Raw genomic sequence first — 24,003 nt, 5'->3', positions numbered from 1 at the left:
ATCTTTTAAGCGGTTTCTTCTGTAAATGTTACAAACTTTTGAATGGTAAGCATGATACGATCTAATAAGAATCCGATGATTCCGATAACAAACATTGCTACAATGATTTTCGAATTAGAATCATTTGCGCCATTTTGAAATTCTTCCCAAACAAATGACCCCAAACCTGGACTCTGGGCTAATAATTCAATAGCAATTAATACCATCCATGCTACCGACAACGTAATTCGAAGTCCAGTAAAAATAAGCGGAAATGAAGATGGCAAAATAATTTTAAATACTTTTTGCCCCACATTAAGTTGTAATACTTTTGCTACATTAATATAATCCTTATCAACCGAAGACACTCCCATACTTGTATTTACCAAGGTTGCCCACATCGAGCATAATCCAACACTTATAAATGAAATAATAAAAGAACTATCGGAATCTGAATTTCTGGTTAATGTTTTCACAATCATAAACACTAACAATAACCAAACTACTGGAGAAACAGGTTTAAAAATTTGTATCAACCAATTTACAGATGATCTAAGTGTAGTACTAAGACCTAACATGACACCGATAGGAACAGCAATAAGAAATGCTAACAAAAATCCTGCGAAAACAGTTTTTAAACTTGTTAAGATCTGATCTACGAAGGATGGACGACCCGTATATTTTATAGGTACCAAACCTTGTGCTTCTCGTTGCGCATTGGTAACCGCCACTTTTTCTGCAAATGCTACTTTCTTTTGCGTAATTACCCTATGATCTGCCAATAATGATTTATAAGCCTCCCAAACTTGAGATGGTGAAGGCAAAGTATTGGGCTGACAGCTTATATCACCCGATTCAATACAGGTTTTCATTTCTAATGCAGCAGCTTCTCCTCTATCATTTAGAGCTTTTTCAATACGTGCATCTTTTTCAATATTGTATAAGTATGTTGCACCAGAATGCCATAATATCAAAAACAATCCTACAGAAAGAATCGGCAGAAATACTTTTTTAAATAAAGCGATCAGGTTTTTCTTTACTTCTTCTCCTGAAGCCAACCTAATAGCGGGTTCAAAAAAACTTAACCCTACAAAATTCAGGATATGGATTGATCTATCTTTCATCTTACTCTAAATTAATATGTTGTTGTTATTTTAGTTCTGTCATGAACAGTATACCAAGCACTTTTATGCTTGGTATACTCTTATTTATTATTACTGAATACTTGAAACTTCTGCTTTTGCTTCTTTGTTACCTATATTAAAGCTATTTATATACCCCAAAGGATCCTTTGCATCATACACTTTGCCATCAATAAAATCTTTGGTAGCAGGTTTATATCCATCGGTTTTAGGTAATTCTGAAGCTTCTAAGTGACCTTCTTCTACCAATAAATTGGCAGCTTTGGTCCATATATCAGGTCTATAAATTTCTTTGATTTTGCTGTGGTACCAGTCAGCTGGCTTGCTATCAGGTATTTGTCCCCATCTTCTCATCTGGGTTAAGAACCAAATTCCGTCAGAATAGAATGGATACGTTGCGTGATAACGATAAAATACATTAAAGTCTGGCATTTCTCTCTTATCCCCTTTTTCAAATTCAAAAGTACCTGTCATCGAGTTTGCCAGCACCACTTCATCGGCTCCAACATATTCTGGCATAGATAATATTTTTACCGCTTCTTTACGATTTCCAGGAGCATCCAACCATTTACCTGCTCTTATTAAAGCTTTGGTTACTGCCGTAGCTGTATTTGGATATTGTTCTACAAATTTTTTGGTCATTACAAAAACCTTCTCAGGATTGTTCTTCCAGATATCATAATTCGTGGTTACCGGTACACCTATACCTTTAAAAACTGCTTGTTGATTCCACGGCTCACCCACACAATATCCATAAATAGTTCCTGCTTCAAGAGTTGCAGGCATTTGTGGTGGCGGAGTTACAGATAATAATACATCGGCATCAATTTGACCTTGTATATTATCTTTTGAATACATCCCGGGATTTATTCCAGCGGCGGCTAACCAATATCTAATCTCATAATTATGAGTAGACACAGGAAAAACCATCCCCATTTTAAAAGGTTTTCCATCATTCTTATAAGAATCTATAACAGACTTAAGAGCTTTTGCCGAAATAGGATGAATAGGCTTACCATCTTCTCCAACAGGTACATTAGGTTTCATTTTTGACCAAACATCATTAGATACGGTTATTCCATTGCCATTTAAATCCATAGAGAATGCGGTTATCAACTCTGCTTGTCTACCAAATCCTGCACCTGCAGCAATAGGTTGCCCGGCAAGCATATGAGAACCATCTAACTGCCCATCAATAACCCTATCTAGTACATTTTTCCAATTAGATTGCGCTTCTACAGACACAAAAAGACCTTCGTCTTCAAAAAAACCTTTTTCTTTGGCAATGGCCAAAGGAGCCATATCTGTTAACTTTATAAATCCAAAAGTTAATTGTGGCTTTTCTATGAGCAACTTTGAAGAAGTGTTATCTGCAGAATCACTTGCTGCTATCTGTTTTTTCTTTTCTCCTCCACAAGACATTATCGTCATTGCGGTCATAATAATTACAATTTTAAGATGTATTGTTTTCATAACTCTGTGTTTTGAGAATTTCACTAATAGAATCGACTCAAAACTAAGTATTATTACTTATTTGTAAATCATTTAGAGAAGAAAAAATACGTATTTATATAATTATTATGTATAACAAAATAAGTAGTTTAATAAATTATCTATTTAATAATTTACACGTATTAAAATTTAGGATAATGTAAATTCAAAAATAAGAGTTTTAAAAAACTCAATAAAAACAATGCTTAACCTCTTTTTATTGATGGTTTACACGTAATTAACACAAGGGCTTTTAACGTGTCGCCATTTAGAACTTAATGAAAAAGCTGGATGTTTTGGTAGTAGAAAAAAAATAAGTATTTTTACTTAAATTTTTTATTAACCCCTAGATACATAACTATCCTATGAAGACCAAGATCACATGTATTCTTTTTGTATGCACCTTATTATATACTGCAAACATATTTTCTCAATCTCAAAATTATGGAAGCATAAGCTATAATAAAGCTGTTAATATTTCTGGAAAGCAAAGAATGCTATCACAGAAGATGTCTAAAGCCTACCTATTAATGGCCAAAGGAATAAGTAACCAAGAAATTACCAAAGAATTAAACTCGAGCAAATTTATTTTTGAAAAACAGCTAGAAATTTTAACCAAAAACGCTTCAAGTACTGCTGTTAAATTATCTATAAAGAATGTAAAAAAGCTTTGGTCCAAGTTTAAGGAGTTGATTTCTACCTCTCCGAGCTATACAAGTTCTTTAGAGATAATGGAATTAAACACACAATTACTAAGCGCATGCCATGAATTAGTATTGAGTATTGAGACCAGTTCAAAATACAATAACCAGTTCTTTAAAAGTGAAAATCAAGACCTGGTAAGTATTATAAATGTATCTGGAAAACAACGTATGTTATCACAAAGACTTTGTCTGTATTATACTGCTTCTACTATGTTTCCTGACAAAAAAACAGAATACAAAAGAGTTTTAAACCAAGTTTTTGAAGAATTTGATGGAGTTATAGGTGATCTCTTAATAAGCAGCTACAACACCACAGAAATTGAAGAAGAATTAGGAAGCGTCATGTCAACGTGGGAGAAATTTCAAACAAACAAAAGAAAGTTTAGTAATGGTGAATTTCCACTTGAAGAGGTTTTTTACACAACCAATAATTTAACCAAGAGCTTTAATAAGATTACCGGTATTTATGAAGTAATCGCAAAAAGCACCTAATAAAAACTATTGAGCTAGGGAATCATACCATATTCCCTGGCTTTATTACTAAGTTCTAGCACATTTTTTACACCCATCTTTTTCATTAAGTTAAATCGATGAACCTCGGTGGTTCGTTTACTTATATTCAGCTCTGCTGCAATATCTTTATTAGTTTTTCCAGAAATAGCAAGACGTAAAATTTGGTTTTCTCTTTTGGTCAAATCAAAAGGATTAGATAATTCTTCTTCTTTAGAATTAGCTTCAGATTTCATATTGAAAGAACCAACACTATCTCCTGACTTTATCTTTTTTACCAAAATAGAAGAAACATCACCACTAAAGTATTTTTCACCTCTACCAACTATAGAAAGTGCTTTCATAAATTCTTCTTTGCTTGCACCTTTAAGAAGATATCCATCTGCGCCAGCATTAATAGATTGTAAAATATACTCATCAGAATCATGCATGGATAGCATAACGAATTTGGTTAGCAATTTCATTTCCATCATTTTCTGCACCATTTCGATACCCGACATTTCTGGCATACGTATATCACATATAACAATATCCGGTTTAATAGACTTCACCAGGTTTATAGCGTCATTTCCATTTGATGCTTCACCTACAACCTCATAATCATCCTCTTCTTCCAAGATTGCACGAATACCATCCCTAACCATAAAGTGATCATCAACCAATACTATTTTTATCATGTATTTATTCTAACTCGTTACTTAACAACCATATTTACTTTCAAATAAACAAAATATATGAATTATTCAAAAGCAGCTGGGTAAATTTAAATAAATGTGAACAAAACCTACGTATTTTTACATAAAAAAAAGTTAAAAAATAAGTATTAATACTTAGATTTGAATCATAATTAATGACTAATAGAATTATCAAAAAAGACGAATCAAAACTTGTTCGGTAATCACATTCCCGAACAACAAAAACTATTTTTAAATGAAAAACAAGTTATACTTTGCCTTACTTCTATTAGTAATGGCAATAAAGGGAAAAGCACAAGAGGTTAGTATTGATGCAGATATAAGACCTCGAGCAGAATACTTAAATGGTTTTGGGACTCTTATTTCTGATGGGGTTGACGCTGGCCTATTCGTTCAACAACGCTCTCGTTTAAAATTCGGATACAAACAGGAAAAATTTTCTGCCTTTGTAAGTGTACAAGACGTAAGTATTTGGGGAGACACTCCACAAATAGCAAATGCAGACAACAATAATAGCTTCTCTCTGGCCCAAGCATGGATCGATTTCAAATTTGGAAATGGGTGGTCCACCAAACTAGGTAGACAAGCCTTATCCTATGACGATCAACGAATATTTGGTGGTTTAGACTGGGCAATGCAAGGACGCTTTCATGATGCCGCTTTATTAAAATACAGCAAAGAAAGCTTTAAACTAGATATAGGTGTGGCATTTAATCAAAACGGTGTACGTACACAAACAACTTTGTTCGACCCAAATAACGGAGGAAATGCAAGAGCCGTATTCGATTACAAAGGAATGATATATGCCTGGTTACATAAAGACTGGGAAAAATTCTCGGCCAGTATACTTGTTGCCAACAACTCTTATCAAAACTTAGACCCAACAGATGGTCAAACCCCAGTAGACGGTACTGTAAATCGTCAAACTTTTGGAACACATTTAGTCGCAAAACCAACTAAAGGACTCTCGATAGCAGCCAATCTTTACGGACAAACAGGAGAATTTACCGAAGATATCGATTTATCCGCCTACAACGCCCTGTTAGAAATAAATTACAAACCAGGAAAAACCCTATTCGGTCTTGGTTTTGAAACGCTTAGTGGTGACGATAATGGTGGAAGTGATGGTGAGATTAAATCCTTTTTCCCAATTTTTGGTACCAACCACAAGTTTAATGGGTATATGGATTATTTCTATGTAGGTAATCATGCCAATAATGTTGGGTTAAATGACATTTATGCAAAAACTGTTATCAAAACTGGGGAGAAATCTAGCCTACTTATAAAAGCACATTATTTTGCTGGAGCCGAAAGTTTGGGAGATGACGTAGACGATTATTTAGGAACAGAATTGGATATCGTTTTTACACAAAAATTACTATCCTTCGCTACTTTAAAACTCGGGTATTCTCATATGTTCGCTTCCGACTCAATGGAAGTCCTAAAAGGAGTAGCAGATCCAGCAGATGCCCAATATTGGGGGTGGGCAATGCTAGTTGTAAAACCAAATTTCCTGAAATGGAGTGCTAAACCTGCTCCTGCTGAAGGTCAATAAATATTTGAACTCTTAGCCTGTAAACCCTGCAAAAGTGATTTTTGCAGGGTTATCTATATATTATTTTGATATTCTCAATTTCACCCTATCATAATTACGTATTATTTACAACTTAATTACGTATTAATACTTAATTTTGAAATGTTAATACGTAATTTATGAAGAAAGTAGTAGTTATTGGTAACGGAATGGTAGGTTATAAGTTTTGTGAGAAATTTGTAGCCTCTGAAAAATTCAATGAATACAAGCTAACAGTTTTTGGAGAAGAGCCTAGACGAGCTTATGACCGTGTGCATCTTAGTGAGTACTATGCAGGAAAAACTGCAGAAGATCTCAGTTTATCGAGTGCATCTTGGTATGAAGAAAACAATATCGATCTTCATACCTCTGAAATGATTACCGAAATTAACAGAGAAGAAAAAACGGTTGCTAACCACAGAGGGACCAAGTATTCTTATGACTATTTGGTATTGGCTACCGGATCTTCGGCTTTTGTCCCTCCTATTCCCGGAGTAGAAAAAGAAGGAGTATTTGTATACAGAACCATAGAAGATCTTGAAGCTATAGAGGCGTATGCTAAAAAACTGAAATCTGAAGGAAAAATACAAGCTGCTGTACTTGGCGGTGGATTGCTAGGCCTTGAAGCCGCAAATGCCGTAAAAGAATTAGGACTAGAAGCTCATGTGGTAGAGTTTGCCCCTAGACTAATGCCCAGACAGCTTGATCAAGGAGGTAGTGATATGCTTCAGGCAAAAATTGAAGAGCTGGGCCTCCATGTTCACGTAAGCAAACAGACCGAATTTATTCAAGGAGATAAAGCTATTGAGGGATTACAATATATAGATGGTACTGAATTAAAAGTTGATATGCTTGTAATCTCTGCGGGAATTCGACCCCGAGACGAGGTTGCAAAAGAGTGCGGATTGGATACAGGTCTAAGAGGCGGTGTTATTGTAAATAACACCATGCAAACTTCAGACGATAATATTTATGCAATTGGTGAAGTTGCTCTATACAACAATATGATCTATGGTCTTGTAGCACCAGGATATGATATGGCCGATATCGCCGTATCTCAAATCACAGGATACATCGATAAAACAATGGTAGATCATATTGATATGTCTACACAACTAAAACTCATAGGAACCGAGGTAGCAAGTTTTGGAGATGCATTATCAGAAAGTAGCACTATAGATACCATTGTTTATGAAAACAAAAGAAAAGGTGTTTATAAACGTATTAATGTTTCTGAAGATGGCACCAAACTTCTTGGAGGAATTCTAGTTGGCGATTCATCGGATTACAATGCCCTATTCCAGATATACAATACAGCTATGGCACTCCCAGAAGATCCCGAGGATTTGATTCTAGGTAGTCGTGGGGGTGATAATTCTTTACTAGGAGACGTGATGGATCTACCCGACGACGCTCAAATCTGTTCATGTGAAAGTGTTAGCAAAGGAGCTATTTGCAATTCCATTCAAGATGGAAGTTGTAATGATCTTGGTGAAGTTATTAGCCGTACCAAAGCAGGAACGGGATGTGGCGGATGTAAACCCATGGTAAAGGATTTGGTAGATGCCACTTTAAAATCTTTAGGAAAAGAAGTAAAAGATACTATTTGCGAGCATTTTGAATACAACCGACAAGAACTTTTTGACATTATAAAGTTAAAAGGATATAGAAAATTTGATGAAGTACTGGATCATTATGGAAAAGGAGACGGATGTGAAATCTGTAAACCTGTAGTCGCATCGATCATGGCCAGTATTTATGCAGATACGGCCAATGAAGAAGAAGTAATACAAGATTCGAATGATAAATTTTTGGCCAATATCCAGCGTAATGGGACTTACTCTGTAGTACCAAGAATACCAGGTGGAGAAATTACTCCCGATAAACTAATTGCCTTGGGCGAAGTAGGTAAAAAATATGATTTATACACCAAGATAACAGGAGGGCAACGTGTTGACTTCTTTGGAGCTCGCCTGGATCAACTACCAAAAATATGGAAAGATCTTATTGATAATGGCTTTGAAAGTGGACATGCCTACGGTAAATCACTGCGTACTGTTAAAAGTTGCGTAGGATCCACATGGTGCCGATACGGCATGGATGAAAGTGTAAGTTTTGCTATTGAACTAGAAGAACGTTATAAAGGGTTAAGATCTCCTCATAAAATAAAAGGAGGAGTTTCTGGATGTATTAGAGAATGCGCCGAAGCGCGTTGCAAAGATTTTGGTGTTATTGCAGTAGAAGGCGGATGGAATCTTTACGTATGTGGTAATGGTGGAGCGAACCCAAAACATGCCGAATTACTAGCAGAACAGATTGATAATGAAACTGTCATTAAGTACCTTGATCGATTTTTAATGTTTTACATAAGAACTGCGGCTCCTTTAGAAAGAACTGCCAAATGGCTGGATAAACTTGAGGGAGGTATCGGATATCTAAAAGAAGTTGTAATTAAAGATTCTCTTGGGTTGGTTGAAGAACTCGAAGTCGAAATGGCAACATTGGTGCACAACTTTCAATGTGAGTGGACCCAAGCCATACAAGATGAAGAAATTATGAAACGTTTTAACCATTTTCTCAACAGTGATGAACCCGATGACAATCTTGTTTTTGTTCCTCTAAGGGACCAAAAAATGCCAAAACTTTGGAAGTAAATACATCATTTTTCAAAACAAGAGATAATTTAAAACAACAGACAAAATGGAAGAGATTTTGGATATATATAAAGCCACCACCATAGAAACCGTAAAAATTTGGTATCAAGCTGCCAAAGTGAGTGATTTTCCAAAGAATGGGGGTGCATGCATCAAGTATAAAGAAAAACAAATTGCCATTTTTAATTTCGAAAGAAAAAACAAATGGTATGCATGTCAAAATGTTTGCCCCCACAAGATGGAAATGGTTCTTAGCAGAGGAATGATTGGTGATCAAAATGGTATTCCTAAAGTAGCGTGTCCGATGCACAAAAAGACTTTTTCTCTCGAGAATGGAGAAAATTTAAATGGTGACCTCAACCCTATTGCAACTTACCCTGTAAAAATTGAAAAAGACATTGTATATATAGGTTTTTCAGAATAAAGGATTGTTTGATTAGGGCACAAAAAGTACTAACTTTGTTAGCTTACCAATTATAAACTATTTATGTCGTCTGAGAAATTATTGCTCGAAGCTTACAAATTATTTGATGAAGCTAACGCTAAAGATCCTAATTCTGAAAAAGTAAATGGTGATTTGATTCCTAAAGAATTAATTTATGGACAACGAATGACCAAGACTCTAGGGGATTTTGAACCGAATGCATCTGCAGCCTTAAAACTCGCTGCAAGATCACAGCATATCTGTCGTTGGGAAATCTCGAGAGATAGATATCCCATGGATCGAGTTGGTTATCTGAAATGGAGAGAGGAACTTAAGAAATTTCATGCTTCAAAAGCTTCAACAATTCTTCAAGAAGTTGGATATGACGATGATATTATCGAAAGAGTATCATTTTTACTTCAAAAAAAGAAACTAAAAAAAGATGAGGGAACTCAAACCCTGGAAGATGTAATCTGTCTTGTCTTTCTAGAATATTACTATGAAGAGTTTTTGGTAAAGCATAGCGATGAAAAAGTTATCGATATATTACAAAAAACCTGGAGAAAAATGTCTGAAAAAGGACATAAAGCAGCTCTTGCATTATCATATTCTGAAAAAGCACTAGCTTTGATTCAACAAGCACTAGCATAATATTACCTTGACAAAAAGAGAATCATTAGATCACCAAACTTTTGGGCGCCTAAGTAAAATTTATATCATTGCTCTAGGGGCCATTGGGTTATTTACTATTGGTGCGCAGTTTTTCATACAGAAATATCTCAATTCTCAGATAGATGATTCTCGAATTATAAATATTTCTGGTAGGCAAAGGATGCTTAGTCAAAAAATTTCTAAAGAAGTTCTTTTATTGTCCGATTTCGAATTTCGAAAATCTAAAAGCGAATATATTCCAGAGCTTGAAGCTACCATCGAATTATGGAGAGAATCTCATGAAGTTTTGATTGAGTATAACGAATCTCAGAGAAGTACAGAAGACAGTACAGAAATACAAAAAATGTTTACTGTTTTGGATCCTTATTTTCAAACGATTTACCAAAACAGTTTGACTATTTTGAATTTGGCCAAAACAGATACTGTCAACCAGAATAGATTAAAATCTCATATCCATGCAATAATAGCAAAAGAACCACTTTTTTTACAGCAAATGGATGCTATTGTATTTCAGTATGACAAAGAAGCCAAACAAAAAGTTGCGAGTTTAAAACGAATCGAATACATTCTATTTGGTCTCATCATTCTTATTCTCGTTTTTGAATTTTTCTTGCTATTCAGACCTGTTGCCTTAAGCATAAAAAAGACAATTTCTAATTTATTATACTCTCAGCAAAAAGCTCAAGATATGGCCGCTCGCGCCGGAGAGTTAAGAAAAGTACAAGAGCAAAATGTTCAAGAATTATTGGCCTTAACAAGAGCAATAGATCAAACACTACTTTATGCCAGAGTTGATGAAGATGGCATGATTAAAAGTTTGGGAGAACGCTTCGCTAAACTTTTGGACAAAAAACAAGAATACGAAAACCAAAATCTAGCAGAACTAATGGATTTAGGCGAAGTAGAAAAAAATAGATTGTTAACCTTGATCTCTCAAAACAAAGGAGGAGTTTTTAATGAAGAGTTTGAGTTTAAAACCAAATCAAGAAAACATATTTGGTTAGATATATCTATCCATACTATATATAAAGAGTCTGGCATGTCTGAACGACTCGTACTTTGTTCTGATATTTCTAAACGAAAAGAAGCACAAAATGAAGTTGAACGATTGAACGCCTCTAGATATAAGGAAAAAGAAGAATTACAAAAGTCAAATGCAAGTCAGATTGTTGAAGCTCAAGAAGAAGAAAGAAAAAGAATTGCCAAGGAGATACATGATAGCATCGGGCAAATGTTAACTGCTTTAAAATTTAACATCGAGTCTATTAACCTAAAAAACATAGAAAAAACCACCCAAAAAATTGAGGGCCTCAAGCAACTATCAAACGACCTTATTCAAGGTACCCGAATGGCTACTTTTAATCTTACTCCACCAGAACTGAAAGATTACGGGATAAGCACTGCCCTGCAGAAAATGGTTAAAGAGCTATCAAAATTAACAGGAAAAAATATTCTTTTCGAAAACAAATCAGATTTTGATCAACGTTTTGATACGCTGGTAGAAACAAATTTGTACAGAGTTACCCAAGAAGCCGTAAACAATGCTATCAAATATGCGAATTCTGATTTTATTATAGTCACCATTAATCACTCAAATACTGTATTAAGTATTACTATTGATGATAATGGGAAAGGCTTCAATATTAAAGATGTTCCCTCAAAACCTAGCAATAACGCAGAAGGCGGAATGGGATTATTCTTTATGAAAGAACGAATGAATTATATTAACGGAAGATTGTTTATTAATTCTACCCCAGAAAAAGGAACACGAATAACATTAAATTACAACCTGTAGAGTTCCGTTTTATTTACACCTTATTTGGCTTTTTTTTTATCACCTCATTACGGTAATAATCAATAATACCGTCAATAGGTCTTCTTACTATATTACCTACCGTTAAATGATATGGCCAAACCGCTGCTCTAATAATATCTTCGCTGAAATGAGCTATAGAACCAATAAAATGAATTGGCACATTTTGAGCTTCAGGAAAACATAATACTCTATTTTCAACAAATTCCTGAATACCTTCAGTAATGATTTTATAAAAATACCCATTACGCTCACTAGTAAAGATAAACTCTGCAAAAGATGCCAAATACGTATTAGGATTATCTTTTTTATACAGGTTCTCTTTAATAGCATCTGAAGAAAGATCAAAACGCTTCTCAAATTCTGATGCCACTTCGGGCGGCATTCTTTTGTAGTAATAGTCCCGTATTAATCTTTTTCCGAAGTAATTCCCGCTGGCTTCATCCATCAAGATATATCCTAAAGAATCTACTGCCATATGGATATTGTCTCCATCATAATAACAGCTATTTGAGCCTGTACCCAAAATACATACAATACCAGGTTCTGTGGTTGCTGCATAAACTGCAGCTACCATATCTTCTTTAACAACAATTTCTGCACTTGTAAAGAAATCTTCAAAGACTTTTTTTAACATCGCTGCAGGTTTTTTTGTACCACAGCCAGCCCCGTAGAAATGTACGGCATCAATTTTCTCACGATACGAAGAAAGCTCTTCGTTGGCTCTAATTCTTTCTTCAAGCAAGGATTTTTCGAACACAGCAGGGTTTAATCCCTCTGTACGGGTTTTAAAAACGATTTCTCCGGACTCATCAAGAAGAATCCAATCGCATTTTGTAGAACCACCGTCAGCTAATAAAATCATTTGAAAACTTATTTGTTGTTAGCAAAGAAAATAAGCCCCAAATCCGAAATTCGGGGCTAAAATAATATTATAAATTACCTACGTGAGTTGACAGATCAACTAACTTAGTAGAATATCCATATTCATTATCGTACCAAGATACTAATTTGAAGAAATTATCATTAAGTGCAATACCTGCATTAGCATCAAAAACAGAAGTTTGTGACTCTCCAACAAAATCTTGAGATACTACGTCTTCTTCTGTATACCCTAATATACCTTTTAATTCATTTTCTGAAGCTTTTTTAACAACTGCTTTAAGTTCATCATAAGATACAGATTTCTTGGTTTTTACAGTAAGATCAACTACAGAAACATCTGCAGTAGGTACTCTAAATGCCATTCCTGTTAACTTTCCTTTTAATGCAGGGATTACTTTAGTAACAGCTACTGCAGCTCCAGTAGTTGAAGGAATGATGTTATTCAAAGCACTACGCCCTAATCTATAGTTCTTTTTTGATGGCGTATCTACAGTAGCTTGTGTAGCTGTAGCAGCATGAACTGTAGTCATTAACCCTTCTTCAATACCAAAGTTATCATCGATTACCTTGGCCAAAGGAGCCAAACAGTTTGTAGTACAAGACGCATTAGAAACTATAGTATCAGAAGCTTTAACATCGTTATGGTTTACTCCCATTACAAACATTGGAGCATCTTTTGAAGGTGCCGAAATAACTACTTTCTTTGCTCCTGCTTTAAGGTGAGCATCGGCGGTACCTAACGTAGTAAATATTCCTGTACAATCCATCACAACATCTACTCCTACAGCATCCCATTTAAGATCTTCGGGGTTGCGCTCTGCAGTAACACGAATTTCATTACCGTTTACAACAAGATTTCCGTTTTTAACCTCGATCGTTCCATCAAATCTACCGTGTACAGAGTCATATTCTAATAGATAAGCTAAATGTTCAACATCTAATAAATCATTAATTGCTACAATCTCTATGTTATCTCTTTTAGAAGCAATTCTAAAGGCAATTCTTCCAATTCTTCCGAAACCGTTAATTCCAATTTTTAACGTACTCATATCTAAAAATTTAGTTGTTTAATTTTAAAATGTGGTTATAATATAGGTGAAACTAAACCGAAGTTATATCGGCTACTTTTATTAATCCATCATGTTTATGTAATCTTTTGTCCAAGGCAGTAGTAAGAGGTACGATAGTTACTGCTTTATGCACAATACCTATCATCACTTCGCTTTTACCTTCTAATAACGCTTCTACTGCTCCAACACCCAATTTACTTGCCAGTACACGATCATAGCAACTAGGTGCTCCGCCACGCTGAATATGCCCTAATACAGAAACTCTAACTTCATAATCATCCAGGTTTTCTTCAACATACTCGCCTAATTCAAAAATATTTTTTCCAGATTTATCTCCTTCTGCAACTACAATTATACTTGAAGTTTTTCCGGTCTTTTTACTCTTTCGTAATGATTCGATGAGTCTATCAACTCCCATATTTTCTTCGGGAATTAAAATTTCTTCAGCACCTGCTCCAATTCCGGCATTCAAGGCAATATCACCAGCATCACGCCCCATAACCTCGATAAGAAAAAGTCGATTATGAGAACTTGCTGTATCTCGAATTTTATCAATGGCTTCTACCACAGTGTTAAGTGCAGTATCATATCCAATAGTATAATCAGTACCATTAATATCATTATCAATTGTACCTGGTATTCCTACAACCGGAAAATTATACTCTTCCGATAATTTTAAAGCTCCAGTAAAACTTCCATCTCCACCAATTACAACTAGTGCATCTATGTTGTTTTTGATAAGATTTTCATGGGCCTTTTGTCTTCCTTCTACCGTTCTAAATTCTTTTGAACGAGCAGATTTAAGAAATGTCCCTCCTTTGTTAATTATATTTCTTACAGAACGGGCATTAAGTTCCTCAATTTCGTTATTAATAAGGCCTTCATAACCTTTATAAATACCGAAACACTTTACATTATAATAACTGCATGATCGCACTACTGCGCGTATGGCAGCATTCATTCCAGGAGCGTCACCCCCTGAGGTTAAAACGGCTATATTTTCAACTTTCTTTGTCATTGAAGCCAAAACTATCGTTATTGAAACTAATAACCTAATTTGCTAAAAAACTAAAACGTTTTCGGTTGATAAATTCAGTAATTACTGACAAAAAAGGGGATATTTTAACACATTTTCATAGATTACGTTAAGATTAAAGCAATATTTTAAAATAAGAATTTAGAAAGTGTATTACTCCCAAAAATTGTATAAAAAATAAAAACGATCCATAGTTATGGATCGTTTTTTCAAAAATGATATTTCTTTTTTTATTATTCCTGAATAAGTATCTTATATTCCCAAGCTCCAAGACTATGAACCTCACCTACTTTTAGTTCTACTTCAGTTTCAGACAAATAATCTTTGAATTTCCCTTGGTACTCGATACTAGCTTTCACTGCCTCCTTTGTCATATTAGCAATAAAAACCACTTTATTCCCTTCTTTTTCCCTCTTAAATGCTAAGATTTTAGCATCATCGGAAGTTTTAATACGAGTATAAGATGCTGCATTTTTACCGCCATTAAGGGCTGGATTAGTATTCTTTAACTTCCCAAGTTTTTCATATAATGGGAAGAATTTTCCTTTCTTCTTAATAATTGTGTCTTTTTCGAAGAATAATAAACGTTTATCCATATCATATTCTTGACCAGAATAAATCAATGGCATTCCTGGCGCTACATATGAAAGCGCTGAAAACATTGCTGCAGCATCTCCCATTCTTTCCTGCACCGTTCCGTTCCAGGAATTCTCATCATGATTAGAAGTGAAATTCATAAGAATATCATCCTTGGCATACATTGTATCGATTTGGATCATTCTTTTGTCCCACTCCTTTGCATTGGCTTTGCCTTGAGCAATATCATTCATTTTGTGATGCGTATCCCAGCCATATCCCATGTCGAATGCATGTACCATAAGTTCTGGCTCCCAGCCCTCGGCAAGCATAAACAAAAGTTTAATTTTTTTAAGCTCGGCAACGGTCTTATCCCAAAAATCTACTGGTACCATTCCGGCTACATCACAACGAAAACCATCTATACCTTCTTCTTTAACCCAATACATCATATCTTTTCTCATCTGTTCGCGCATCTCTGTGTTATCATAGTTAAGATCTGCGACATCTGTCCAATCGGTATCTACTGTATGTGTGATATTCCCTTCTTTATCTTTTGTATAATACTCTGGGTGTTCTTTTAACCAAACATGATCCCAACCGGTATGATTGGCTACCCAATCAAGAATCACATAAATCCCATTATCATGTGCTGTTTTCACCAATTCTCTAAAATCTTCAAGAGTACCAAACTCTGGATTCACTTTGGTATAATCTGAAACCGCATAATAACTTCCAAGAGACCCTTTACTTTTGGTTGTAGAGATTGGGTAAATAGGCATTAACCAAAGGACCTTAACTCCTAATTGTTTTAAAACCGGGATATCTTTGGTAAATGCCTTAAAAGAACCTTCTTCGGAATACTGACGGATATTAGCTTCGTAAATAACTGCATTTTCCATCATGGCATCATTTACAGGCTGCAGTGTGTTTTTAACTTCCTCGGTGCTTTCAGTTTCTGTTGTAGTCGCTTCTTCTTTTTGCGCTTTTCCGCAAGAAGCTAGGATTCCTATAGCCAATAGGCTTACATATATTTTTTTCATTGGTATGTTTTATTATTTTAATTCGAGTATCATCGAAGTTTTTGATTTTATTGTAAAGTCTTCTGTAACATCGATATTAGAGTCTGTGATAATATCGGTTCCTATTTTAAAGTCTTTTAAACCTTCTTTGAAACGTGCTATATCAATTTTCTGCTCTTTAGTATTGTTATTGATAACGATCATTACACTTTTTTCCTGATTATATCTAAAGTATACGTACACGTTATCAAAAGGTATAAACTGTAATAATTTTCCTGAATGGATTACTGGGGTATTTTTTCTCCAATTCAGTACTTTTTTAGTAAATGAATGAAATGCTTCTTGATCGTTTGTTCTTCCTCCTTTTGTTTTTGAAGATAGAAAAGCATTCTGTTTATCACCTTTCCAACCACCCGGAAAGTCTCGACGAATATCTCCATCTCCTTTTTTATCTCGATTACCTAACATTCCCAATTCATCGCCATAATAAATTTGCGGAATACCACGAGTTGTAAATATCAAAGTCATCGCCATTTTGTATTTATCAATATCCCCTTGGTATATTTCATTAATGCGGTTGGTATCGTGATTACCCGGAAATACTAATATGTTATGGATATCGGGGTATAGAAAATCGTTTGTGAAATTTTCGTATACTTTAATCATGCCTTTATCCCAGGCACCTTCATCCTCATTAAACACTACCATTAGCGCATCGTGCAATGTAAAATCCATTACCGATGGTAAGTTTGAATTAAAATTGTCTATTGCCCCAATCTTACTATCCTTTTGCCAATACGACATTTGTGCCTGATCATGCATCCACACTTCACCAACAATATTAAAGTTTGGATATTCATCCATAATAGCCTTGGTCCATTGGGCAATTCCTTGTTTATCATTATAAGAATAGGTATCCACCCTGAAACCGTCTAAGTCTGCATATTCTATCCACCAAATGGCATTCTGAATAATATAATTAAGAAGTAATGGATTGCTTTGATTCATATCTGGCATTGTAGTATCAAACCATCCATCCATACAACCCTTTGCATCTACTTTTGAAGCATTAGTATCAAACTGTGTCGTCATGCGATAGTTACTACGCCTAAAACCTTCTGGCCATTGGTGAATCCAATCTTTGGCAGGTAAATCCCTGATCATCCAATGTTTTGATCCCCAATGATTGGTCACATAATCCATGATAAGCTTCATATCTAACTTATGCATTTCTGTAGCCAGACGTTTATAATCTTCATTGGTACCGTATCTCGGATCTATTTTATACAAATCACTTTGTGCATAGGTATGATAAGAATAAACGGGTTCATTATCTTCTAATAACGGAGTACTCCATAGAGCAGTTGCTCCTAAATTTTTAAGGTAATCCAAATGATCAATCACACCTTGGATATCGCCTCCATGACGACCCCCTGGATTTGATCGATCAGCTTTTTCTACAGTTTCTGGATGGGAATCATTGTTAGGATCACCATTGGCAAATCGATCGGGCATAATGAGATATATAACATCGCTACTATCAAAGCCTTTTCGTTGTGAAGAATTTTCTCTTCTTGATCTAAACTCATAAGGTTGAGAGAATATCACCTTATCATTTTCTTTAAAATTTATAGAAATATTGCCTGGTTTTATTCCTTTAGTATCCATAGTTACAAAAAGGTAATTAGGATTTTCAGTCTTTGTAACGTCACTAATGGTCACCCCTTCAATCTGCACATTATATTTAGAAATCTCTTTCCCATAACATAATAATTGAAGTTGATTGTGATTCATATCACTCCACCAAAAGGGAGGTTCTATTTTTTCAATTTGACCATAAGATAGCCCTATGAAAAAGCAAGACAACAGTATGATTAGTTTACTTTTCATTTTTATTTATATTATTTTCGTGTGATCTGATTTTGTATAGAAACAAACACCCCAAAAACAAAAGTTTTCGGGGTGTTTACATTGTCTCATAATTTGGTTACACAGTAATTAAACTATCGGGAGAGATTTTGAATTCTTTCCCATCTACATAAATCATCAATTCCTGATCTCCTTCTAGATTAAAAGAAGTTCCTTGTTGAGAAACATTAACCTTAAGTATCTGATTTCTGAAATTGACATTAAAAGTATAACCTTTCCATTCTTTTGGAATTTTAGGCGTAAAAGATAGTCTGTCGTTCTTGATTCTTAGTCCTCCAAACCCTTCAACAATACTCATCCAAGTTCCAGCCATACTAGTGATATGCAGTCCTTCTTCTACCTCTTTGTTGTAGTCATCTAGATCTAACCTTGAAGTTCTTAGGTAGAACGTGTATGCCTGATCCATTCTATCTAAAGCTGCTGCCTGAATACTATGCACACAAGGAGATAAGGAAGATTCATGTACCGTAAATGGCTCATAGAAATCAAAATGTTTGGCTAATTCTTCTTTCGTAAAATGATCTTCGAACATATAAAAGCCCTGTAAAGTATCAGCTTGTTTGATATATGGTGAACGTAAAATGCGATCCCAGCTCCATTTTTGATTGATTGGTCTTTGAGATTTATCAAGATCTGCTACAGTAATAAGCTCTTTATCCAAGAATCCATCCTGCTGCAAATACACTTGATGTTTTTCAGAATATGGGAAATACATCTTGTTTGCTACTTCAAGCATCGAATCGATTTCTTCTTGAGTAAGTTTAGTCTTTTCAATGATTCTTTTATAGTCACTACTGTATTCGTCCTTTACTTTTTTGATATTCTCGACGCAATAATCAATACACCATTTAGCCAGGTAATTTGTATACCAATTGTTATTTATGTTGTTTTCATATTCGTTTGGACCGGTAACTCCAAGAATTACATATTTATTTTTATCGGTAGAGAATGTAGCTCTTTGATGCCAGAAACGCGCTACACCAATCATTACTTCTAACCCTTTTTCTGGTATATAACTATAATCTCCCGTATAGCGATGATAATTATAGATCGCAAAGGTCATGGCTCCATTACGATGAATTTCTTCGAAAGTAATTTCCCATTCGTTATGACACTCCTCTCCATTCATAGTTACCATTGGGTACAATGCAGCTCCATTGGTAAAGCCAAGTTTTTCTGCATTTTCAATGGCTTTGTCAAGATGTTGATAACGATATGTCAAAAGATTACGTGCTACTACTTGATCTTTGGTAGCCATATAGAATGGAATACAATATGCTTCGGTATCCCAATAGGTACTACCTCCATATTTCTCACCTGTAAATCCTTTGGGGCCAATATTTAATCTTGGATCCTTACCCAGATATGTCTGATTTAACTGAAAAATATTAAATCGAATACCTTGTTGAGCCTTTACATCACCTTCTATAGCGATATCAGCCATTTCCCAAATTTTTGACCACGCTTGTTTTTGAAGATCTAACAATGCGTCAAATCCTGAATCTGACGCTTGTTTGAGCACTGTAGTACTTGCAGTAACCAAATCTTCTTGTTTATGATTAAGGGAAACAGTATATCCTCCAAACTTAACTATTGAAGCCGTTTTTCCTTTGGCAACCTCTAACTCATAACTAAGATTTACATAAGTACCATTGGTTTCAACTTTTGGGTAAACATCTTTTTTAGTATGATCTACAAAAACCTGATTTAACATTCCTGTACAAACGTGGAATTCGGTTTTCATAGTTTTTGATAGGATGTAGGCAGAATCTCCACTATGAGAAAGATCATAAGTATCCCAGAATTTATCATCCCAATTGGTATCTTCATTGGTAATACCAGAATCAAGATAGGGAGTAAATACGATCTCGACGTCTTGATTAATTGGCGTCACTTCATATCTAATAGCCCCAACTTCATCAAGATCCAAGCTAAGAAAACGAGTAGACTCGATAGCAATCTCGACACCATTCATGAGAACGGCATTAAAAGAACGTTTATACCAACCTTCTTTCATATTAAGTTCTCTTCTGAAATTGGTCACAGATTTACTTCTATAAAGATCAAGTTTTTCTCCATTAATAGTAACATTAATACCAATCCAATTGGGTGCATTAAGTACCTTAGCAAAATATTCTGGGTATCCATTTTTCCACCAACCCACTTTTGTTTTATCCGGATAATAAACTCCGGCAATATAACTTCCTTGAAAAGTCGGACCAGAATAGGCTTCTTCAAAATTAGCTCGTTGTCCCATTGCTCCATTACCTATACTAAAAAGGCTTTCCGAGGATTTAACTCGTTCTACATCAAATCCCTCTTCGATAATCGACCAGTTATCTGGTTTTATATAATCCTGATTCATCTTCTTCTAAACTTTTTTGGCCGAAACCAAATTATTTATAAACTCTTCTTTTATTTCTGTAAAATCTTTAAAAACATAGTCTGCCTCTCCCAATACACTAGGGTCACCTATACCTATACTTATCATATTAGCTACATTGGCGGCTTGAATTCCTGCAACAGAATCTTCAAATACCACACAATCTCCTGGTGAAATACCAAGTTCCTGAGCTCCAATAAGAAATACTTCTGGATCTGGTTTTGCTTTAGAAACATTGGTCCCATCGACTATTGCATGAAACTTATTTTTAAGTTCTACCTTTTCAAGAATAATTCTGGCATTTTTACTAGCAGAACCCAATGCTATTGCTTGTTGTTCTTTCATTAAATAATCCAATACTCTGGGAACATCCGGTAAAATCTCTGAAGTATCCATTTTCGAAATGTAATTTAGATACTCTTCATTTTTTTCATGCATTAATCTCGTAAATTCTTCTTCTGAAATGGTTTTGTTACCCCATTCTAAAATTTTTTCTAAAGATCGTACTCGGCTAACTCCTTTTAGTTGTTCATTTTGTTCTTCAGAAAAAGAAATCCCTAAACTATTGGCAAGATTCTGCCAAGCCAAAAAATGATATTTTGCGGTGTCTACAATAACACCATCGAGATCAAATATAAATCCTTTCTTCATTATTCTATTGCTTCTTTTGGATTATACGTTATAGCATCCTTATTAGTAATCAACAAGTTACAAAAACCTGCAATTATTAAACTTATTCCTGCAACAATCATTGCGTTAATCGTTTCGCTTCCGATAAGCTTATAGGCAAAATTTACGCCACCAATGGCAGCAATAATCTGAGGTATCACAATAAACATATTGAAAATCCCCATAATAACCCCCATCTTTTTTGGATCAACAGAGCTTGATAACATTGCATATGGCATCGATAAAATACTTCCCCAAGCAAAACCTACTAAAGTAAATGATAGGCTTAACCATTCTGGAGAAGGGATAAAATACATAGATATAAAACCTATACCTCCTAATACTAAAGATGCCAGATGAACCAACTTTCTGTTAATTCTTCTTTTAGAGGTATAAAACGTTAGAATCAAAGCAAATGCCATTGACGATAATCCATAAATTCCCATGTATCGTCCTACATCATTTGATGCTTTTTGGAAAGCCGTATTTGCAACCTCATATGCCTTGGCCGATTCTGGAACATTCATATCGAATGCCGTCTCAACAGGCACAGGTGCCTGAAACACATGCTCTGTCAATGCAGGATTAGCAAGACTCCACATGGTAAAAAAGGCAAACCAACTAAAAAACTGAATCAATCCCAATTTTTTCATTGTTAACGGCATACTACCGATATTATTAATAATATCTGGTATAAACTGATTCTTTTTCTTTTTCTCCCGCTCGAATTCTTCCATATCTTCTGGAGGATATTCTGTTGTTGTAAAAACCGTATAAAGAATACTGGCAAGAAAAACAAAACCCCCAATAGCAAATGCTACTTTTACAGACATAGGAACTACACCATTTGGAGCAGCATCGCTAACCCCCATTTGTGACACCATCCAAGGTAAATTACTAGCTACCCATGTACCTATACCAATGATAAGCGTTTGCGTAACGAAACCGTAAGAGCGTTGAGATTCTGGTAATTTATCTGCCACCAATGCTCTAAAAGGCTCCATCGAAATATTAATTGAAGCATCTAAAATCCATAGAAATCCAGCGGCAACCCATAGCACAGGAGAATGCGGTACTAAAAACAGAGCTATAGAACTTAAAATCGCCCCGATTAAAAAATAAGGTCTACGGCGACCCCATCTAGGGCTCCAAGTTCTATCGCTTAGGTATCCTATTATAGGCTGTACCAACAAACCAGTTAAAGGGGCTGCAATCCATAACAAAGGTATTGCATCCTTTTCTGCTCCTAAGGTTTGGAAAATTCTAGACATAAATCCGCCTTGCAATGCAAAACCGAATTGAATTCCCAAGAAACCGAAACTCATGTTCCAAATCTCCCAGAAACTTAACTTACGCTTGTTCATTAAGTGAAATTTAATTATTACACTGATAAGCGCATGACTTATCAAAACTTATTAAAAAATGTAGAAAGTGAAAATATAAGTTTTGACTGGGGTCAAAGATATTATAATTTTTCAATTAAAGAGTTACTCTTTAATTTTTTTTGTAGATTGTCGTTGCACCAAACTAGTATCTATAATAACTGTTCTATATTCTTCGGTCACTTCATCATCTCCTTCAAGTTTATCAATTAGTAGTTTTGCCGCCCTTATCCCCATATCCTCTCCATGTTGACTAATGGTGGTCAAACTAGGTATAAAATGTTTGGACAAAATTCCATCGGTAAATCCTATTACAGCAATATCATCTGGTACTTTTTTTCCTTGTTGATTAAGAACTTTAATAGCTGTAACTGCAAATAATTCATTTACAGCAAAAACCGCATCAATATCCTTATCCTTTAGAAATTCAGAGATTTCGGTCTCACAATTATCAATATCTTCTATTTTTAACACATATTCCTCTTTTTCTGGAATATCGTAAGCTCTTAGTGCCCTTAAATAACCATTGGTTCTTAATTTTCCAACGCTGATATAATCAACTGTTGTAAGGATTGCTATTTTCTTACACCCTATGGTAAGCAAATGATTTGTAGCCGTTTGAGCCCCTTTAGCATCATCTATAATTACTTTATCACACACCACTTCATCTATGATACGATCAAAGAGTACCACTGGCATTCCCTGACTCATAGTTTCTTCAATGTGGTGATAATCTTTTTTTAGTTGAGTCTCCTTTGCCACCGATAATATAAATCCGTCAGCACTACCGCTCGCAAGCATTTCCATATTAATTACCTCTTTATCGAAAGAATTATTTGACGAACATATAATTACATTGTACCCCTTTTCATTGGCTACTTTCTCGACACCTCCAATAACTGTTGTAAAGAAATGGTGTACTATCTCTGGAATAATCACCCCAATAGTCTTAGTCTTCCTATTCTTTAGACTTAATGCAATGTTATTAGGTTTATAATTATACAGTTTAGCGAAGGCTTTAACCTTTTGACGAGTATCTAAGCTTATCTCTACACTGTCTTTAAGCGCCTTAGACACGGTAGAAATAGAAACATCTAGTTCTTTTGCTATTTGTTTTAACGTAACTTTTTGTTTCATTTGTTTTGTCTGTTAGTTTCTAATTGTTTAAAGATCTGAAGAAATATTAAAACACTTTATCCTCTCAATTTCCGGACATACAAAACATAATTGTAATAATGCATTTTCTCCCCTCTTTTTTTATTTATACATCAAATTTTGGCGCGAAAATATGTTAAATGAACATAACCGTACTTAAAATTTTAACGAAATTTTAAAAGTTTTCCACACGCAAACGTTTTCGTAAGGTTTCGACTACATACTCATTGAAGATTTAA

The 24,003-nt window shown here is 34.9% G+C and carries 18 protein-coding genes; 6 read left to right on the top strand and 12 right to left on the bottom strand.

Annotated features, from left to right (window positions below; genetic code table 11):
- Positions 1–5: 5 nt before the first annotated feature.
- Both U6A24_RS09385 and U6A24_RS09380 read right to left on the bottom strand, forming a co-directional pair.
- On the bottom strand, positions 6–1,103 hold the full coding sequence (locus U6A24_RS09385; protein WP_324179704.1) for an ABC transporter permease: 1,098 nt from the start codon (positions 1,101–1,103) through the stop codon (positions 6–8).
- A gap of 90 nt (positions 1,104–1,193) precedes the next feature.
- Positions 1,194–2,594 carry a CmpA/NrtA family ABC transporter substrate-binding protein gene (locus tag U6A24_RS09380; RefSeq protein WP_324179703.1) on the bottom strand — a complete coding sequence of 467 codons (1,401 nt, stop codon included), beginning with the start codon at positions 2,592–2,594 and terminating at the stop codon, positions 1,194–1,196.
- Positions 2,595–2,977: 383 nt separating this feature from the next.
- Here U6A24_RS09380 and U6A24_RS09375 point away from each other — a divergent pair, with 383 nt between their 5' ends.
- Positions 2,978–3,808, top strand: a complete 831-nt coding sequence (locus U6A24_RS09375) for a type IV pili methyl-accepting chemotaxis transducer N-terminal domain-containing protein (RefSeq protein ID WP_324179702.1) — start codon at positions 2,978–2,980, stop codon at positions 3,806–3,808.
- Positions 3,809–3,822: 14 nt separating this feature from the next.
- On the opposite strand, the gene U6A24_RS09370 is transcribed toward U6A24_RS09375, so the two are convergent.
- On the bottom strand, positions 3,823–4,503 hold the full coding sequence (locus tag U6A24_RS09370) for a response regulator transcription factor (RefSeq protein ID WP_324179701.1): 681 nt from the start codon (positions 4,501–4,503) through the stop codon (positions 3,823–3,825).
- A 253-nt stretch (positions 4,504–4,756) separates the two neighbouring features.
- Between U6A24_RS09370 and U6A24_RS09365 the strand changes: the two genes are divergently transcribed.
- From U6A24_RS09365 to U6A24_RS09345, 5 genes are all read left to right on the top strand, one after another.
- On the top strand, positions 4,757–6,076 hold the full coding sequence (locus U6A24_RS09365) for an alginate export family protein (protein WP_324179700.1): 1,320 nt from the start codon (positions 4,757–4,759) through the stop codon (positions 6,074–6,076).
- A 158-nt stretch (positions 6,077–6,234) separates the two neighbouring features.
- Positions 6,235–8,748 (top strand): nitrite reductase large subunit NirB, encoded by a 2,514-nt coding sequence (gene nirB, locus U6A24_RS09360; RefSeq protein ID WP_324179699.1) that lies wholly within the window; start codon positions 6,235–6,237, stop codon positions 8,746–8,748.
- A 46-nt stretch (positions 8,749–8,794) separates the two neighbouring features.
- Complete coding sequence (gene nirD, locus U6A24_RS09355) at positions 8,795–9,172, top strand: nitrite reductase small subunit NirD (protein ID WP_324179698.1); 378 nt, start codon at positions 8,795–8,797, stop codon at positions 9,170–9,172.
- A 63-nt stretch (positions 9,173–9,235) separates the two neighbouring features.
- Positions 9,236–9,823 carry a DUF4202 domain-containing protein gene (locus tag U6A24_RS09350; protein ID WP_324179697.1) on the top strand — a complete coding sequence of 196 codons (588 nt, stop codon included), beginning with the start codon at positions 9,236–9,238 and terminating at the stop codon, positions 9,821–9,823.
- A gap of 7 nt (positions 9,824–9,830) precedes the next feature.
- Positions 9,831–11,639: a PAS domain-containing sensor histidine kinase gene (locus U6A24_RS09345; RefSeq protein ID WP_324179696.1), complete on the top strand. Its 1,809-nt coding sequence runs from the start codon at positions 9,831–9,833 to the stop codon at positions 11,637–11,639.
- Positions 11,640–11,652: 13 nt separating this feature from the next.
- Here the strand turns inward: U6A24_RS09345 and U6A24_RS09340 are convergent, their stop codons facing one another.
- The 9 genes from U6A24_RS09340 to U6A24_RS09300 all read right to left on the bottom strand — a co-directional run bounded on the left by U6A24_RS09340 (position 11,653) and on the right by U6A24_RS09300 (position 23,746).
- A complete protein-coding gene (locus U6A24_RS09340) occupies positions 11,653–12,522 on the bottom strand; it encodes a BadF/BadG/BcrA/BcrD ATPase family protein (protein WP_324179695.1) in 870 nt (289 codons plus the stop codon).
- A gap of 67 nt (positions 12,523–12,589) precedes the next feature.
- The gene (gene gap / locus U6A24_RS09335) at positions 12,590–13,591 is read right to left on the bottom strand and encodes a type I glyceraldehyde-3-phosphate dehydrogenase (protein ID WP_324179694.1); all 1,002 of its coding nucleotides are present in this window, start codon (positions 13,589–13,591) and stop codon (positions 12,590–12,592) included.
- 52 nt (positions 13,592–13,643) lie between these two features.
- Complete coding sequence (gene pfkA / locus U6A24_RS09330; protein WP_324179693.1) at positions 13,644–14,630, bottom strand: 6-phosphofructokinase; 987 nt, start codon at positions 14,628–14,630, stop codon at positions 13,644–13,646.
- Positions 14,631–14,881: 251 nt separating this feature from the next.
- Positions 14,882–16,267, bottom strand: coding sequence for an alpha-amylase family glycosyl hydrolase (locus U6A24_RS09325; RefSeq protein WP_324179692.1), 1,386 nt, complete (start codon positions 16,265–16,267; stop codon positions 14,882–14,884).
- A 12-nt stretch (positions 16,268–16,279) separates the two neighbouring features.
- Complete coding sequence (locus U6A24_RS09320) at positions 16,280–18,136, bottom strand: glycoside hydrolase family 13 protein (protein ID WP_324179691.1); 1,857 nt, start codon at positions 18,134–18,136, stop codon at positions 16,280–16,282.
- Positions 18,137–18,233: 97 nt separating this feature from the next.
- Entirely contained in the window at positions 18,234–20,540 is a 2,307-nt protein-coding gene (locus tag U6A24_RS09315) for a glycoside hydrolase family 65 protein (RefSeq protein ID WP_324179690.1), read from the bottom strand.
- Between the two features lie 6 nt (positions 20,541–20,546).
- Positions 20,547–21,212, bottom strand: coding sequence for a beta-phosphoglucomutase (gene pgmB / locus U6A24_RS09310; protein ID WP_324179935.1), 666 nt, complete (start codon positions 21,210–21,212; stop codon positions 20,547–20,549).
- Complete coding sequence (locus tag U6A24_RS09305; protein WP_324179689.1) at positions 21,209–22,591, bottom strand: MFS transporter; 1,383 nt, start codon at positions 22,589–22,591, stop codon at positions 21,209–21,211. Before U6A24_RS09305 ends, pgmB begins: the two co-directional genes overlap by 4 nt.
- Before the next feature lie 123 nt (positions 22,592–22,714).
- Positions 22,715–23,746, bottom strand: a complete 1,032-nt coding sequence (locus U6A24_RS09300) for a LacI family DNA-binding transcriptional regulator (RefSeq protein ID WP_324179688.1) — start codon at positions 23,744–23,746, stop codon at positions 22,715–22,717.
- Positions 23,747–24,003 lie beyond the last annotated feature (257 nt).

It is taken from the genome of Aquimarina gracilis, assembly GCF_035285365.1.
In the GTDB taxonomy this organism is placed as follows: domain Bacteria; phylum Bacteroidota; class Bacteroidia; order Flavobacteriales; family Flavobacteriaceae; genus Aquimarina; species Aquimarina gracilis.
Note: the sequence above shows the minus strand (reverse complement) of the source record. Positions and strands in the feature narration are given on the sequence as shown.

Coding starts and splice junctions, on each gene's coding strand:
- U6A24_RS09305 (WP_324179689.1), bottom strand. CDS start 22,591: ATGAACAAGCGTAAGTTAAGTTTCTGGGAGATTTGGAACATGAGTTTC.
- U6A24_RS09375 (WP_324179702.1), top strand. CDS start 2,978: ATGAAGACCAAGATCACATGTATTCTTTTTGTATGCACCTTATTATAT.
- U6A24_RS09300 (WP_324179688.1), bottom strand. CDS start 23,746: ATGAAACAAAAAGTTACGTTAAAACAAATAGCAAAAGAACTAGATGTT.
- nirB (WP_324179699.1), top strand. CDS start 6,235: ATGAAGAAAGTAGTAGTTATTGGTAACGGAATGGTAGGTTATAAGTTT.
- U6A24_RS09365 (WP_324179700.1), top strand. CDS start 4,757: ATGAAAAACAAGTTATACTTTGCCTTACTTCTATTAGTAATGGCAATA.
- U6A24_RS09350 (WP_324179697.1), top strand. CDS start 9,236: ATGTCGTCTGAGAAATTATTGCTCGAAGCTTACAAATTATTTGATGAA.
- U6A24_RS09385 (WP_324179704.1), bottom strand. CDS start 1,103: ATGAAAGATAGATCAATCCATATCCTGAATTTTGTAGGGTTAAGTTTT.
- gap (WP_324179694.1), bottom strand. CDS start 13,591: ATGAGTACGTTAAAAATTGGAATTAACGGTTTCGGAAGAATTGGAAGA.
- U6A24_RS09320 (WP_324179691.1), bottom strand. CDS start 18,136: ATGAAAAGTAAACTAATCATACTGTTGTCTTGCTTTTTCATAGGGCTA.
- U6A24_RS09315 (WP_324179690.1), bottom strand. CDS start 20,540: ATGAATCAGGATTATATAAAACCAGATAACTGGTCGATTATCGAAGAG.
- pfkA (WP_324179693.1), bottom strand. CDS start 14,630: ATGACAAAGAAAGTTGAAAATATAGCCGTTTTAACCTCAGGGGGTGAC.
- nirD (WP_324179698.1), top strand. CDS start 8,795: ATGGAAGAGATTTTGGATATATATAAAGCCACCACCATAGAAACCGTA.
- U6A24_RS09370 (WP_324179701.1), bottom strand. CDS start 4,503: ATGATAAAAATAGTATTGGTTGATGATCACTTTATGGTTAGGGATGGT.
- U6A24_RS09380 (WP_324179703.1), bottom strand. CDS start 2,594: ATGAAAACAATACATCTTAAAATTGTAATTATTATGACCGCAATGACG.
- U6A24_RS09325 (WP_324179692.1), bottom strand. CDS start 16,267: ATGAAAAAAATATATGTAAGCCTATTGGCTATAGGAATCCTAGCTTCT.
- U6A24_RS09340 (WP_324179695.1), bottom strand. CDS start 12,522: ATGATTTTATTAGCTGACGGTGGTTCTACAAAATGCGATTGGATTCTT.